17 protein-coding genes are annotated in these 15,111 nt (G+C 42.8%); 8 read left to right on the top strand and 9 right to left on the bottom strand.

Translation table 11 applies throughout. The features are described 5' to 3' along the window. Positions 1-5: 5 nt before the first annotated feature. Genes JO154_RS01210 through JO154_RS01200 form a run of 3 tightly spaced genes read left to right on the top strand, consistent with a single transcriptional unit; the run spans position 6 to position 2,061 of the window. A complete protein-coding gene (locus tag JO154_RS01210) occupies positions 6-182 on the top strand; it encodes a hypothetical protein (RefSeq protein WP_291941153.1) in 177 nt (58 codons plus the stop codon). A gap of 56 nt (positions 183-238) precedes the next feature. Next, positions 239-370 (top strand): hypothetical protein, encoded by a 132-nt coding sequence (locus JO154_RS01205; RefSeq protein ID WP_291941152.1) that lies wholly within the window; start codon positions 239-241, stop codon positions 368-370. After that, on the top strand, positions 367-2,061 hold the full coding sequence (locus tag JO154_RS01200; RefSeq protein WP_291941151.1) for a sodium:solute symporter: 1,695 nt from the start codon (positions 367-369) through the stop codon (positions 2,059-2,061). The genes JO154_RS01205 and JO154_RS01200 overlap by 4 nt, the downstream gene beginning before the upstream one ends. A 141-nt stretch (positions 2,062-2,202) precedes the next feature. Here the strand turns inward: JO154_RS01200 and JO154_RS01195 are convergent, their stop codons facing one another. The 4 genes from JO154_RS01195 to JO154_RS01180 form a co-directional block, all read right to left on the bottom strand. Further along, complete coding sequence (locus JO154_RS01195; protein ID WP_291941150.1) at positions 2,203-3,048, bottom strand: DUF2911 domain-containing protein; 846 nt, start codon at positions 3,046-3,048, stop codon at positions 2,203-2,205. Positions 3,049-3,087: 39 nt separating this feature from the next. Then, positions 3,088-3,747 (bottom strand): response regulator transcription factor, encoded by a 660-nt coding sequence (locus JO154_RS01190; protein ID WP_291941148.1) that lies wholly within the window; start codon positions 3,745-3,747, stop codon positions 3,088-3,090. 129 nt (positions 3,748-3,876) lie between these two features. Continuing rightward, the gene (locus tag JO154_RS01185; protein WP_291941146.1) at positions 3,877-4,683 is read right to left on the bottom strand and encodes a sensor histidine kinase; all 807 of its coding nucleotides are present in this window, start codon (positions 4,681-4,683) and stop codon (positions 3,877-3,879) included. Positions 4,684-5,401: 718 nt separating this feature from the next. Next, complete coding sequence (locus tag JO154_RS01180; RefSeq protein WP_291941145.1) at positions 5,402-5,824, bottom strand: hypothetical protein; 423 nt, start codon at positions 5,822-5,824, stop codon at positions 5,402-5,404. 352 nt (positions 5,825-6,176) lie between these two features. Between JO154_RS01180 and JO154_RS01175 the strand changes: the two genes are divergently transcribed. Further along, positions 6,177-7,100, top strand: a complete 924-nt coding sequence (locus tag JO154_RS01175; RefSeq protein WP_291941144.1) for a hypothetical protein — start codon at positions 6,177-6,179, stop codon at positions 7,098-7,100. A gap of 41 nt (positions 7,101-7,141) precedes the next feature. On the opposite strand, the gene xerD is transcribed toward JO154_RS01175, so the two are convergent. Further along, complete coding sequence (xerD, locus tag JO154_RS01170) at positions 7,142-8,041, bottom strand: site-specific tyrosine recombinase XerD (RefSeq protein WP_291941142.1); 900 nt, start codon at positions 8,039-8,041, stop codon at positions 7,142-7,144. A gap of 580 nt (positions 8,042-8,621) precedes the next feature. Continuing rightward, entirely contained in the window at positions 8,622-9,038 is a 417-nt protein-coding gene (locus JO154_RS01165; RefSeq protein WP_073080495.1) for a nucleoside-diphosphate kinase, read from the bottom strand. 154 nt (positions 9,039-9,192) lie between these two features. Here JO154_RS01165 and JO154_RS01160 point away from each other — a divergent pair, with 154 nt between their 5' ends. Beyond that, complete coding sequence (locus JO154_RS01160; RefSeq protein ID WP_291941140.1) at positions 9,193-10,197, top strand: DHH family phosphoesterase; 1,005 nt, start codon at positions 9,193-9,195, stop codon at positions 10,195-10,197. Between the two features lie 37 nt (positions 10,198-10,234). Beyond that, positions 10,235-11,119, top strand: coding sequence for an FKBP-type peptidyl-prolyl cis-trans isomerase (locus JO154_RS01155; RefSeq protein WP_291941137.1), 885 nt, complete (start codon positions 10,235-10,237; stop codon positions 11,117-11,119). 73 nt (positions 11,120-11,192) lie between these two features. On the opposite strand, the gene JO154_RS01150 is transcribed toward JO154_RS01155, so the two are convergent. The 3 genes from JO154_RS01150 to folP are packed head-to-tail and all read right to left on the bottom strand — an operon-like array spanning position 11,193 to position 13,325. Beyond that, positions 11,193-11,594, bottom strand: a complete 402-nt coding sequence (locus tag JO154_RS01150) for a thiol-disulfide oxidoreductase DCC family protein (RefSeq protein ID WP_291941135.1) — start codon at positions 11,592-11,594, stop codon at positions 11,193-11,195. A gap of 36 nt (positions 11,595-11,630) precedes the next feature. Further along, complete coding sequence (locus tag JO154_RS01145; protein ID WP_291941134.1) at positions 11,631-12,443, bottom strand: diadenylate cyclase; 813 nt, start codon at positions 12,441-12,443, stop codon at positions 11,631-11,633. Between the two features lie 21 nt (positions 12,444-12,464). Continuing rightward, on the bottom strand, positions 12,465-13,325 hold the full coding sequence (gene folP, locus JO154_RS01140; RefSeq protein WP_291941133.1) for a dihydropteroate synthase: 861 nt from the start codon (positions 13,323-13,325) through the stop codon (positions 12,465-12,467). A 124-nt stretch (positions 13,326-13,449) separates the two neighbouring features. On the opposite strand from folP, the gene JO154_RS01135 reads away from it, so the two are divergent. Continuing rightward, the gene (locus JO154_RS01135) at positions 13,450-13,995 is read left to right on the top strand and encodes a DUF1599 domain-containing protein (protein WP_291941131.1); all 546 of its coding nucleotides are present in this window, start codon (positions 13,450-13,452) and stop codon (positions 13,993-13,995) included. A 21-nt stretch (positions 13,996-14,016) separates the two neighbouring features. Further along, positions 14,017-15,099 (top strand): BT_3928 family protein, encoded by a 1,083-nt coding sequence (locus JO154_RS01130; protein WP_291941129.1) that lies wholly within the window; start codon positions 14,017-14,019, stop codon positions 15,097-15,099. Positions 15,100-15,111 lie beyond the last annotated feature (12 nt).

Below are 15,111 nucleotides of genomic sequence, written 5' to 3'. Positions count from 1 at the left end.
AGTTAATGAGCGATAAAAATGTAAAGAATAACCGGCCCCGCCTGCGCATTGCGGCGGTGCTGTGTATTCTTTTAGGACTGGTAATTGGTTTTGAAATAAAACGGATTCACATTGGCTTGCTGATCGGTATTGGCCTCGGCCTGCTCACCGGCAGCATGTGGGCTAAAAGTCACCATGACTAAAAGTATATAAGACGCATGTGGCGTCAGATTTTATTGAACCTGTAATTCCGCTTTCCATGTCAGATAAACCGCTGCATGAAGAGAAGCCTCCATTATTTCCAACCTGGAACTACTGGTATGTACTGGTAGTGGCCTGGCTGGTATTGCTTATCGTTCTCTTCTATTTATTCACCAAAGCATTTTCATGAGTTCGTTAGACTGGATTGTACTTGTTGCTACTCTCTCTTTCATTGTTCTGTATGGGGTATGGAAGAGCAGGGGAAAACAGAATATGGAGAGTTATTTCCTGGGCAATCAATCTATGCCCTGGTATATTGTTTTACTGTCGATCATCGGTACACAGGCGAGTGCCATCACGTTTATTTCCGCGCCAGGCCAGGCTTATACAGACGGAATGCGCTTTGTGCAATATTATTTTGGTTTGCCGCTGGCGATGGTGGTACTATGCATCACCTTCGTTCCGATATTCCATAAACTGAAAGTTTATACCGCCTATGAGTTTTTGGAACAACGCTTCGATTTAAAAACGCGTACATTAACGGCCGCGATTTTCCTTATTCAGCGCGGGCTTTCAACCGGTATCAGTATCTGTGCGCCCAGTATTATTTTATCTTCTTTATTAGGCTGGAACCTTTACTGGACGAACCTGATTATGGGAGGATTGTTGATTATCTACACAGTGGCGGGTGGAACCCGTGCGGTATCTTATACCCAAACATTACAACTAGTAGTCATTTTCTCCGGCATGTTCCTCGCGGGATGGATGGTGGTGCATTTGCTACCTGCGGATATAGGATTCAAAGAAGCCTTGCAGGTATCCGGCAAAATGAATAAGCTGAATGTCATTGTTACCAAATTTGACTGGAATGATAAATACAATATCTGGAGTGGTTTGATAGGAGGGTTCTTCCTGGCCTTATCTTACTTTGGTACGGACCAGTCGCAAGTAGGGCGTTATCTCAGCGCAAAATCAGTACGGGAAAGTCGTTTAGGTCTGTTGATGAATGGATTGGTAAAAGTGCCGATGCAATTCCTGATCCTGCTCATAGGTGCCCTGGTATTTGTATTTTATCTCTATTTCCGCGCGCCATTATTTTTTAATGAAGCCCAACTGCAACGGGTATACGCTACCTCACATGGACCGGCGTTGCGTGAGTTGGAAAATCAATACAACACCTTAAGTACAGCAAAACAACGGCAAGTAAAGACGCTGGCGGCGGCAATGGAGAAAAAAGAAGAAACCGCCATTGCTACAGCGAAAAACGCGTTACAAGCCACAGAGGATAAAGCACAGCAAGTGAGGTCGGAGGCCGTGATGTTGATAAAAAATGCTGACCCTACGGGAGACGCGAGTGACACTAACTACATTTTTCTACACTTTGTAGTGCACAATTTACCTAAAGGGCTGGTAGGACTCTTGATTGCCATTATATTTTTGGCCGCATGGGGGAGTATCGCCGCAGCATTGAATTCCCTCGCTTCCACCACCGTGGTAGATGTATATAAACGATTGTACAAAAAAGAAGAGACGCCAGAAAAATATATGCGGATGTCCCGCATATGGACGCTCATCTGGGGGATATTCTGCATTGCAGTAGCGCAATTTGCAAGTAGTTTGGGTAGTTTGATTGAGGTAGTAAATGTGCTGGGTAGCTGGTTCTATGGCGTTACACTAGGGATATTCCTGGTTGCTTTTTACTTGAAGCGTATCGGCGGAACGGCTACATTTTGTGCCGCTATCGGAGCGGAGATCATTGTACTCATTATGTTCTGGCTGGACAAGGTATCTTGGCTCTGGCTGAACGCCATCGGCTGTTTGCTCGTGATCGGTTTTGCGCTGATCTTACAGCCTTTCGTGGACCGGCGTCTCTCTAAATAATTCACCAAGTTATACGAAATCAATTTGCCTGTCGCCCTGCCCACAGGGCAGGGGAGACGAAAAAAAGAGGAGAGGAAGTGATGTCACTTCCTCTCCTCTTTTTTTGATACAGCCTCATGCTGTATTATAAAGCATGTTTGATTATTTCAAAGTAGCCAGCAGCTTGGTATTCAGCGCTACATAATCATCGCTTTTAGCCGCTTTAGCCAGCTCCAGTGATTTCAGTGCCGCAGCTTTAGCTGTGACATTGTCTTTCGCCAGGGAATGGATTCTAGCTTTCTGGTACATTACCCAGAAGGCATCTGGTTGTGCTTCTGCAGCTTTGTCGATGTAAGACACGGCTTTGGTCAGGTCTTTATGCTGATCAGCATAGAACATAGCTGCCTGGAAGTAAGGTTTTTTATCGGTCTGCATAGCAGCATTGATCTGTGCTTCGATGGTACCATCGATATCCGCAGTAATGACAACTGGTACTTTTACTTTATCCCAGCTAAGGGCCAGTACCATTGAATTGTATTGTACATTTTCAAAACCGATGGTGAAACTTTCCTGTGCGAATTGTGTACGTACAGGCGTCACCGTTACACGGGCTACATCATTTTCCTGTTTGTAATCGGCTGGTTTGGTAACATCCAGGCTGCTGGTGAGAATCACTGTCCATTTTTGTTGGCCAGGGATGGTTAGTAAGCCGTATTTGCCGGCTTTTACAGCAGTACCGCCAAATTTCACATCTTCACCAAAAGTGATGGTGGTAGCGTTATTGGCGCCAGTTCTCCATACTTTGTTATAAGGTACGAGATCACCCATAATCACACGACCTTTGGTGTTTGGACGGGAGTAGCTCAGTTCAACATTAGACAGCGCAAATTCCTGTTTAACGGTTTGCGCCGGACTTGGAGCAGGTACTTTTACTTGTGCTACGGAAGCACTTGCATACAGCAAAAATGCGCAGCTCGCAGCTACGGCAATTGATCTAGCAGTTTTCATGGTTTATATTGAGAATATTGGTGGCTGTTTGGCTGGCAGTTACTCAATCAGGCCGTTTCTAAAGGCGTATAATACGATGCCTACACTGTTTTTTACATTCAGTTTTTCCAACAGTTTCTGGCGTATTCCCTCTACGGTACGAGGACTCAAGAAAATCTGTTCAGAAATTTCTTGGGTAGTCTGTTCATTACATATCAGCTTCAAAACTTCCAGTTCTCGATCATTCAGTTGCACCTCATTTTTGAGAGTCGGTTTGATCTGTTGCTTCGTTTTATGTAATACCTTTTTGAGTAGTGCTAGGTTTACATTTTCATTGAAATAAAAACCTTTATCGAAGGTAGTACAAATTGCCTCATAGATTTCTTCTGGCTCCGCATTTTTTAGGAGATAGGCATTGGCGCCGTTTTCAACGAGGTGTACGATGAAGTTATCGTCCTCATACATGGTGAGGATAATCACCTTGACATCCGGAAATTTGGCTTTCACCTTTACGGTAGCCTCAATGCCATCCATATTGGGCATTTTGAGGTCCATTAAAATAACATCTGGCTGTTGGCGGTCCATCAGATCCAGCAGGTGTTGGCCATCATCGGCCTCAAAGATGACATTGATATTTTCGTACGGGATAAGGGTATTAATGACTCCACTTCGAAATATTTTGTGATCGTCAGCAATTGCCACTTTGATATGGTGTGTCATTTGAGGACAGTTTACAGAGAATTACATGATTGTTTCTAGGATAAAATAGCATCAGTGCGACAGTTGAAAAAATCGGGTCGCCGATCGCAACCGGATGGCAATTTAAGAATAAAACAACATAAGTATCAATTAATTCTGTACTGCAGGCTGATAGTTCTCTACTTGAATCTGAGCAATTGTTCCTTTCGGCGTCCGTTGATTATAGCTAATGTTACCACCTATGATATCCAGCCTGCTTTCAATATTTTTCAATCCAAGACTACCCGTTTTTTTTCTGGCAGCTTCCAACTGTCCTAGCAGCGCACCATTGCCATCATCTTCAACGTGAATAGTAAGCAGGGAAGGAGTGCTGTGGTAACTGATTTCCACTTCTGAAGCTTGCGCATGTTTCAGGATATTATTAATCAATTCCTGTACTACGCGGTACACATGTAATGCCTTTGCTTTATCTACCGCATTCGTGGAAGCGTCTGTCTTAAATTTTATCTTCACCTGTTTGTTTTTATTCATCAGGCTGCAGAAGGAATCTAAGGCATGTGCCAGACCCAGGTTTTCCAGGGCTTGTGGATGTAAGCTTTGGGAGATAAATCGTAATTGCTGGATAATGGTATCTGTAAATTCTTTGGTTTCTTTGAGGCGTTCTGCTTCTCCATTGCCGGTTTTTAATAGCGGTTGAAGTCCGCCTATGGTTAACTTTAATACAGACAATTGTGCGCCTACTTCATCATGCAGATCTTCCGCGATACGTTTTCTTTCCTGTTCACCTCCTTGGAGAATGGCTTCCAGTCGCTCTCGCTCTAGTTGAAGATCTTTATCTCTGATGATAAGCTTATGCTGAATTACCTGTTTCTGCTGTTGCATTACCAGTAATATAACCACGATAGCCAGAATCAGCATGACAGTAGTTCCGATGATAATGATATCAGTGATCCGCATATTTCAATAATTTCGTCTTAGTTAGACCAACATAAAAGAGAATCATTGAAATACTGCCAACAGTGTAAACAATCACATACGTGACGTATACCATATTCATGGGAATAGAAGCCTGAACCTTTTGTGTTTGTGTCAAACTTAAACTAATGGAAAATAGAATAGTTGAACAAAAGTACAGGAATATTCCGGAATTATACCAGAAAGTAGGTAAAGAGTTTATGTATATCGATTTTTCTATCAGCTCTTTATCTCCCAATTGCTGCATAAAAAGGGAGATAGCATAAAATATCATCAACGCAGCTTTAATCCCTGTGGAAATGGAATCATAAAACTTCATTCCCTCCATTCGGAAGAAATCCACAGAAAAGATGCAAAGCATCACAATTGGAAGACGGAGAATTATATAACGTAGTTTGGGAGATTTGATACAGGTCAGGTAGAACATGGATAATATCACAAACTGGAGAAATTGCATGAGGTTAAAGAACCACATATTATTCCCATAAAGGTTCATAATGAGAACGGAGCCTGATGAAAATACCAGTGACCCCAGAATGTAGAAGAAAATCCATTTCGAGGAGGGGTCCAATTGTCTGTATTTAAGGAGAAAGGGGATCAGAACTATAAATTCGATCCCCAACATGCACCAAAATACTGTTAGCATGAATGTAACCACAAGTAATCTATCTATCTTTTTAGAAGTGTATTAGACCAGGGATTATCCCTTGCCACCGCCAGTGGTACTACCGCCACCACCGCCGCAGTAGTTAGGGCAAGGAAGACCTTCATCCAGGATTAAATTGGCACTCTTCGCCTGGATGCCACCATCCAGTGTAACGTCTGCAGGGAGGATATCATTACCGTCTGCATCGGTAGCTACTAGTACCATTTTCTTTTCTTTAATTTGATCACCCTCGGCATCAATATGAACACCATAGTAAATTCTTAAACCAGCAGCACGGTCGTCTGCCAGCAATTCTAGCACTTTGTCTTTTGAAAAGCACATGGCTTTCACAATATCAGTAGCTTTCTGACCAGCGTGTTCTTTTTCATAGTTGGACAGGAGTTCATTCATCCTCTCCTTTGAAATAAAACCGCCAGCATCTGCAATGGATGGGCGTTTAGATTGAGAATCGCTCATACGTGTGTTTTTAAGGTTTTAATAAGTAATAGTTAGTATGCGGGTAAAATTATTACTATTTTTTACACTATATATAACTGTCACCTTTTTTCAGGGACACTTTGCCAAAAATGCGTATAAATACGCATTCCTATTTATCAGTTGAATAACGCTTGACTGGCGACCTGAACTTCACAATCTTTGTAACATCAACGGACAGTATTCATTTTATCAACAGGAATGAGTATCTCATACAATATGATTGGCCTTTCTACCATGTTTGTTTTTGAGATAAATTTTAGCATCGCAAAGTGCTGACCCCGAAAAGCAGCACATCTTTATCATCGTTAACCCCTAATTAAAATATTAAACTATGAGTTACCTGCTTATAGGGAACATTTCTGCAATGATTGGGGAGGACTGTATTGAACCACTATCCAATGCACGTATCCGGGTATACCTGCCTGAAAGTAATCCAGGCACTGATCATATGACCATTGTAAAAGGTATCTTCAATCATCTCCGTCCACTGTCAGCGAGGGAGGTACTGATGAAAGCAGATAGATTACTGGCTGAAACCACCCTCGACCCCAAAGGGAATTTCAGACTTCATTGGAATGAATTACACCTGTTCACAGAACCACTGGAACTGGACATCTGCTTAGATGAAATGCCTGCGAAAAATGGCAGCCGCCAGTCGCGCAATTTTCATCTCAGTTATATGATTCCTCATTGGAAACGCAATCAGGAAGGATACCTGGCTGCTTATGCCTATGTAGTTCCTGCGGAAATCTGGTCAAATATTTACCGACAGGCTGGCGCCTGGGTATTGACCGGCATTGTCAGAAATAGAGCCGATGGAGAAGGACAGGCGCAATTGAAGGTAAGCGCGTTTAATGCCATTACCGGAAAAAAAATTGCAGATGCTTTCACCAATGAATATGGCCGCTATACCATGCATTTCTCCAGACGCGATCTGTTTGCTGGGCAACTGATCCCTATTCGGGAGGGCAGGCCCAATTTCGGACCAGATGTATATTTCCGGATATACAAGTACGATCAGTTGATCTGGGAAGAAGATGAGTCGCATGCCATGGTGGTAGCACGACAAGATATTGCACCTTGTAGCAGCATTGACATCCTATATAAACCCGGGATTATTGTCCGGGCCACCCGACATATTACAGGATGGCTGAACAGTGTGAAGCATCTGGCGGAAGTTCGTCGCGGACGTTTCAGAAGCTCATCCGCTGTACTGCATCGACAGCTTATTGTGAAAGATACACCCAATGTTTGAGAGAGGTTCCGCTAATGCGGAACCTTATTTTTTTATCCACATCAGAACCTAGGATGGAACTGTTGCAGGGTATCCCGCAATAATTCCCTATTGATATGGGTGTAGATTTCTGTGGTCGTAATACTTTCATGCCCTAGCATTTCCTGTACAGCGCGCAGATTCGCGCCAGCCTCTACCAGATGGGTAGCAAAGGAGTGCCGGAAGGTATGGGGAGACACATTTTTCTCAATACCAGCTTTCTTCGCCAGGTCCTTGATCACCAGAAATACCATTACTCGGCTAAGTGGACTACCCCGACGGTTAAGAAAGAGCGTATCTTCTTCCCCGTAGTTAACGGGCATGTGTACACGAATATTATGCCGATAGAAATTGATTTGTTTGCTCGCTTCCGTACCAATAGGTACTAGTCTTTCCTTATTCCCTTTTCCCACTACGCGAATAAATCCCGAATCCAGATGGAGCTGCGAGAGCTGTAACCCAATCACCTCACTAACGCGAAGTCCGCAACTGTACATCGTTTCCAGTATCGCCCTATTACGATGACCTTCTGCGCTATCCAGTTTTATCTCGGCTATCATCAGTTCTATTTCCTCAAAGCTGAGTACATCCGGTAGTTTGCGGAGAAGTTTAGGCGCTTCCAATAATTGGCTAGGGTCTTCTTGGGTCATATCTTCCAGGAGAAGAAATTTATAAAAGGCTTTGATGCCGGAAATGATCCTAGCTTGAGAAGTACTCGTCATACCCAACTTCGCGACCCATTGCACAAATTCCTGCAAATCATTTAAGGTAATATCTTGGGGTCTTAGTTTCTCCTTGCCATTTGCCTGGAGATATTCCTCCAGCTTTTCTACATCCCGCAGATAGGCTTCAATAGAATTGGTAGATAAGGAACGCTCCAATTGGAGGTAGCTTTTAAATAGTTTTCGGAATGATTCCCACATGTTGGCAAGTTAAGTGCATTTTTCAAATGCTAAATCGATTGTAATTAGATAACTCCTAAAATTTTCAGGAGGTCATGGGAATAGTGGTGAATTGCTTTAATTTTAGAAAATGTATATGCGTTGTAGTTAGTGGAAATAGGCCCCGAATATTTGTTAACTGAAAAAAACTGCAATGTGTAAGTTATGTGGAAACTGGCGCTGGTTAATCGAATCGTATGTGATTTATAATCCATATTTACGTTTTATTTAAACCATTTCCTGAAATAACGTTTGTTAAGGTATTTAAAATCATCCGTTTATCATTATGTTTCCTTGTTTACTCAGTACCCTTGGAAGTAGCTTTTAAAAGGTGATTTCAGGGAGACGAACTGTTGTCTTGACTGATAGTTTAAGAATAGTCATTATGTATAACTGTTTTTAAGCGATGAGTTTAGCATATTGCTTTAACTGAAACAAGTTATAGTATTGATTTCCAATAATTTATATTTATAAAAACGTTTTTCTTTTCCCTCATCTCCATAAAAAAAGCCGGTGCTGATTTCAGCACCGGCCAATATGATTTTTAACCTGTAATTACAGACTAGAATTTCTCCAGACCACTGAAGAAGAAATCACCTTCGATCTGAGCATTCTCATCGGAATCAGAACCGTGAACAGCATTGCGACCGATAGATTCAGCATACTTTTTACGGATGGTACCTTCTTCTGCGTTAGCAGGGTTGGTAGCACCGATCAGTTTACGGAAGTCTTCCACTGCATTGTCCTTTTCCAGGATAGCAGCCACAATATGACCACTGCTCATGAATTCAACCAGCTCACCGTAGAAAGGTCTTTCTTTGTGTACTGCGTAGAATTCACCTGCTTTTGCAGCAGATAATTGTGTCATTTTCATAGCCACAATACGGAAACCTGCTTCGTTAATCATGTTCAGGATGCCGCCAATATGCCCGTTTGCAACTGCATCAGGCTTAATCATTGTAAATGTTCTGTTACCCATAGTTTTTTAATTCCGGATTACTGATTTAGGCCGCAAAAGTAATTACATTTTCTTTAGTGGTAAAAAATTTTGAAATTCTGCCCCAAATAAAGATCTTCGCACTTCGTTTTCTATTAAGAACACTGACTTATAAATTAATAATATTACAGTTTGAATGAAGCCGATTGAGGAAATTAAGCCTTTGCTGGAAAGCCCTAAGAAAGTGGTTATCACAATGCATCAAAAGCCAGATGCGGACGCGATGGGATCATCTTTGGCAATGTATCACTACCTGATCCAGAAAGGCCATGAAGTAACTGTAATCTCTCCCACAAATTTTCCGGATTTCCTGAAATGGATGCCCGCTGCTGACCTGGTGATAGATTTCGAATCCTCTAATGATAAAGCAATGGCGGCCCTCGACGGGGTGCAGCTCCTGTTCTGTCTGGATTTCAATGCGATCTACCGCACCAAAAACATGGCGCCATTCCTGGAAAAACTGGAATGCACTAAAATCCTGATCGATCATCACCTGGAACCGCAACCTAGCTTCGACTACGGTGTTAGCGATACTTCCGCCAGTTCTACGGCCCAACTGGTGTATGAAACGATCTATAAACTAGGAGAGGAGAAATACATAAACCTGGATATCGCTGCTTGCATCTATGCAGGTACCGTTACAGACACCGGTTCTTTCCGTTTTTCTTCCACCACAGCAAGAGTACACCGCATGGTGGCCGACCTGATGGACAGAGGACTTAAACACGAAATAATCCACCAGAATATCTACGATAACTTCCTGGAAAATAGACTCCGATTCCTCGGTCATAGTCTGCTCAACAGAATGGAGGTATTCTATGAATATAATACAGCCATGCTGGCCATCCCTTACTCGGACCTCAAACGGTTCGATCTCATGACGGGGGATACAGAAGGCCTTGTAAATTTTCTTCTTTCCATTCAGGGTATTAAATTAGCGGCACTGATCATCGATCGGAACGTGGAAGTGAAGCTCTCTTTCCGCTCCAAAGGTGATTTCGATGTTAATACCTTCGCCCGTAAATATTTCGATGGCGGCGGCCACTTCAACGCTTCCGGCGGCAGAAGTACCGACCCACTGGATAAAACCATCGAAAGATTTATCAAGGCCATCAGGGAAAATGAAGAACAATTACAATAACTTGCTTCAAAGTACTAGAACCTACTAATACAGTCAAATGAAAAAAAACAATCATTTATTAGTCGCAGCGCTGGGCCTGTTCCTGGCAAGTTGCGGTGGTGGTGTGAAAAAAACACCAAGCGGTATTGAATATATCGTACATAAAGCAGGTAGCGGCCCTCAGTTGAAAATCGGAGATACCGCGCTGGTGAACGTTGTACAAAAAATCAACGACTCCCTGCTGGGTGCTTCCCGTACAGTAGTTGGTGGACCAATTCCTTTGGTGGTTTCTAAACCTCAGGATAAATTCGACCTGATGGAAGGTATTGCACTCCTCCATGAAGGTGACAGTACTACTTTTATCATTCCTTGGGACTCTCTTCCTCCAATGCAGCGTCCAACTTTCGGTAAAAAAGGCGACAAGCTGAAAATCACTTTCATTGTTGAAAGCAAATATTCTGCTGCTGCTCAGAAAGAAAAAGATGAAAAGCTGATCAAAGAATACCTGGAGAAAAACAAAATCAACGCTACTAAAAATGCAGAAGGCGTTTATGTAGCTGTGAAAGAAGAAGGTACTGGCGCTACTCCAAACGCTGGCGATACCGTTTACGTTCACTACACTGGTAAACTGACCAACGGTAAAGTATTCGATTCTTCTATGGATTCTACCCTGCGTCCTGGTATGCCACTGGAACCAATCAAATTCCCTATCGGTCGCGGTTTCGTGATCAAAGGTTGGGATGCTGGTTTGTCTCACTTGAAAAAAGGTTCTACCGCTACGCTGGTAATTCCTTCTACACTGGCTTACGGTCTGCAAGGTTCACCTCCAGCAATCCCAGGTAACTCTATCCTGGTATTTGATGTGAAACTGGTTGATATCAAACCAGGCGCTGCTGCTCCTGCTCCTGCTGCTCCTGTAGCTCCAGCTCCTGTTAAGAAATAATCTTTCTTACCATAAAGAGAACGCCCTCCCTGCAATTGCAAAGGAGGGCGTTTTATTTAATCTAATACAGTCCTTATATCATAAACCTGCTACGTATGTCAGGTGTCGGTACCATACAGGCATCCTTCTTCCCAAACCAACGGTACCGGTTCCGCGCTATCCAACTATACACCCCATTCCGTATAAATGCAGGCACTATCATAAAAATGTACAAGAGTCTCACCGGAAAATTCAATTTCTTTGCTACTCTCAAAGCAGCCGTACTTTTCGTATAGACTTTCCCGTTCTCTACTAAAATAAAAGAAGATTGGGCACTGGTATCAAATCCATACTGCTGGGATAGATCCGCTGCTATAGCTGATTGCAACGGTGCAAAGCGGAAATACCCCTGCCGGTCGTGCCGTATCACAAAATTCACAGACGCATTACAAAAGTTGCAGACGCCGTCAAATAATATGATCCCGTTATCCTTCATCTTCTTTTATCTGTTCTGCTATAAAGTTACATCATCTCAGGCATAGCCGTCTATCAGTACTTCATATAATTTTACTTTCAGGTCTTCTAAAGATACATCCTGTGTCAGATTTCCATCCTGTGCATAGGATACAGTACCTCTTTCTTCTGAAACGATAATAGCCAGATTATCACTATGTTCGGTGATACCTACTGCCGACCTATGTCTTAAGCCCACGCGGGTCGGGAGATCCGGGTTTTCAGATACAGGTAGTATCACCTTTGCTGCCAACATTTTGTTGCCTACAATTATCAAGGCCCCATCATGTAAAGGGGAGTGCTTGTTAAATATACTTTCGATCAGCTTGGAACTAACATTGGCATCAATAGGAATACTAGATGCCGTGTCGAATTTCAGACGATAAGTAGTAGCCACCACTATCAATGCACCGGTATGTGTGCTCATCATCCTACTAACGGCAATAATGATTTCATTGATGATATTTTCTTCGTCTTTGTAGCTCTTGAATTTATCAGGTAGGAATAATTTGGTGAGAAAACTGTCTTTCGACAATGGTGTTTTCTTTCCCAGCACCAACAAGAATTTCCTGATTTCCGGCTGGAAGATAATAATGATGGCAATCAAGCCTACATTGATAAAGTTTTGCAGAATATTTGTCAGAATCGGCATGCGCAGCGCCCTCACGAGGAAAAAGGCGGCATAAATCATGAGTAGTCCGACGAAAATATTAAATGCCAGACTCCCTTTCAGCAGTCTGTATAACTGTATAATTAGAAAAATAACGATAACCAGGTCCAATAACTCCAGCCAGCGAAACTCATATCCGTAAAATTGTATTACTTCCTTCATAAGATTAAAATGGTTATGCTTTTAGCTCTTCAATTGTGCTGTTATCCTGACCGCTTCTACGGCCTCCTTTACATCATGTACGCGTAATATATGGGTGCCCTGCTGCAAGGCTATTGTATTCAACACGGTAGTGCCGTTCAAGGCAGCTTCGGGAGTCGTCTCCAACAAGCGGTAAATCATCGATTTACGAGAAATACCCGTCAACACTGGGGTTTGCAGCACGGTGGTAAACACATGCAGGTGTTGCATTAATGCATAATTATGCGCCAATGTTTTGCCAAAACCGAAACCTGGATCTGCAATAAAATCCTTGATACCAGCAGCCCGGCAAACCGCAAGCTTCTGTATCAAGTAATCTAATACTTCCCGCACTACGTTCTCATAATTTGGATTTTGCTGCATCGTAGCAGGCTTGCCCTGCATATGCATGGCAATATAGGGTACCTGTAGTTTACCAACTACCGGAATCATATCTGCATCCAGATCGCCGGCGCTGATGTCATTGATAATGGCGGCTCCCGCATGTACGGTCTTTTCTGCGACCTGGGCATACCAGGTATCAACAGAAATAATCGCTTCCGGATATTGATGCAAAATAGCATGAATAGCAGGCAGCAAACGGGTCAATTCTTCTTCTGGACCTACAACTGTGGCTCCTGGCCTAGAGCTTTGTGCCCCCAAGTCAAGAATAGTAGCGCCCTCTGACAAATGCTTGCCAGCTTTTTCTACTACATGGTGGAGTTCCCGCATGCGGTTCCCCTCGTAAAATGAATCGTTGGTCACATTGATAATCCCCATGACCACCGGCGCTGCAAGCGATAGTAACCTGCCCCTGCAGTTGATGGAAAGTGGATGAGATGTGTTGATATGGTTAGTTTTCATCGTAATAGTTCCGCCTGTTTAGCTGAAATTCTTTATTTTGCCCTGCAATTTACGTAATGTAAGCAAGGTGAACAGGATTTATATCCGTTCCCTGCATGCAATTTATGATTTTAGCCTCTGAATTATGGATACTTTAGCACAATACCATGCTGCGTTTGATGGTTGCAAGGATATTTTTATCAAGAAAACGAAAGATTACGGTACTTCCTGGAGAGTATTAAGACCTATCTCCGTGGTGGATCAGTTGTTCATCAAAGCACAGCGTATCCGTACCATCCAGGAAATAGGCGTACAGAAAGTGGCAGACAACATTGAAGGGGAATTCAAGGCGATTGTTAATTATGGTATCATCGGGATGATTCAACTCCAACAACACGGGAACCCCTATACGGACCTTCCTGTGGTGGAAGTTGAAGCCCTTTATAATAAGTACGCGAAGGAAGTGGAAGATGTTATGCTTGCCAAGAACCACGACTATGGCGAAGCATGGAGAGATATGAGCCAAGAGTCTTTCGTAGATCTTATCCTTACAAAACTGCTTCGCATCAAACAGATTCTGCGTAATGAAGGTAAAACCCTTATCTCAGAAGGCATTGATGCCAACTATACAGATATCGTCAATTATGCTTTGTTTGCGCTGATTAAGATGAGCGAAGCCCACGAATCCTAAACTAAACCATTAAATCTACTTATGAAAATTATCCTAAACCTGTTTCGCATCCTCGTTGGGGTGCTATTCATTTTTTCGGGCCTCATCAAGGCAAATGATCCATTGGGACTGAGTTATAAAATGGATGAATTCTTTGAAGTACTTCATCTAACTTTTCTCTCCCCATACTCCTTGGCATTCTCCATTGGTATGAATGCCTTCGAGATCATTGCCGGCGTAGCTGTATTGGTAGGATACCGTATGCGTATCTTCTCCGTATTGCTGCTGCTGTTGATTGCCTTCTTTACTTTCCTCACTGGTTATGCGCTGTTTAGCGGTACCATCCGCGAATGCGGCTGCTTTGGGGATTGTATTAAACTGACCGCTACAGAAACTTTCTGGAAAGATGTCATCCTTTTTGTAATGATCCTGCTGATCTTCGCAAAACGTAAAGATATTAAACCCCTCTTCAAAGGTGCTGGTGTGGTGATGTTGATCGCTACCATTTTCTCCTTTGGGGTGCAATGGTATACCTTGCGTCATCTGCCGCTGTTTGATTGTCTCCCTTACAAAGTAGGCAACAATATTCCTGAAAAGATGAAACTCCCGCCAGGCGCTACTCCTGACGTGTATAAAATGTCTTTCATCTACGAAAAGGATGGTGTGAAGAAAGAGTTTACAGAAGAAAACTACCCTTGGTCTGATTCTACCTGGAAATTTGTAGAACGTAAAGACAAACTGGTACAGAAAGGGAATGCCGAACCTGCTATCAAGGATTTTATTCTCATGGACCTGGATGGTGGTAACCAAACAAAAGGTATCCTGGAAGAACCTAAGCCAGTATATCTCTTCCTAGTATTGAATACTACCAAAGCAGGAGAGGGCTGGGATGCAAAAATGAAAGCTTTGCAGGAACGTCAACAGAAAGGTGAAATCGAAATATTCGGGGTAACTGCTTCTACGAAAGATGAAATTGAGGCTTTCAAAAAAGCACATGGCTTAAACTTCCAGTTCCTCCAGATGGATGGCGTAGCTATTAAGACTGCTGGCAGAAGCAATCCTTGCCTGATGCAGTTGGATAAAGGTACCATTAAGGGTAAATGGGCTTACCGCGATATTCCCTGATAACTTATAACA

Source organism: Chitinophaga sp., assembly GCF_019236475.1.
Taxonomy (GTDB): Bacteria; Bacteroidota; Bacteroidia; order Chitinophagales; family Chitinophagaceae; genus Chitinophaga.
Note: the sequence above shows the minus strand (reverse complement) of the source record. Positions and strands in the feature narration are given on the sequence as shown.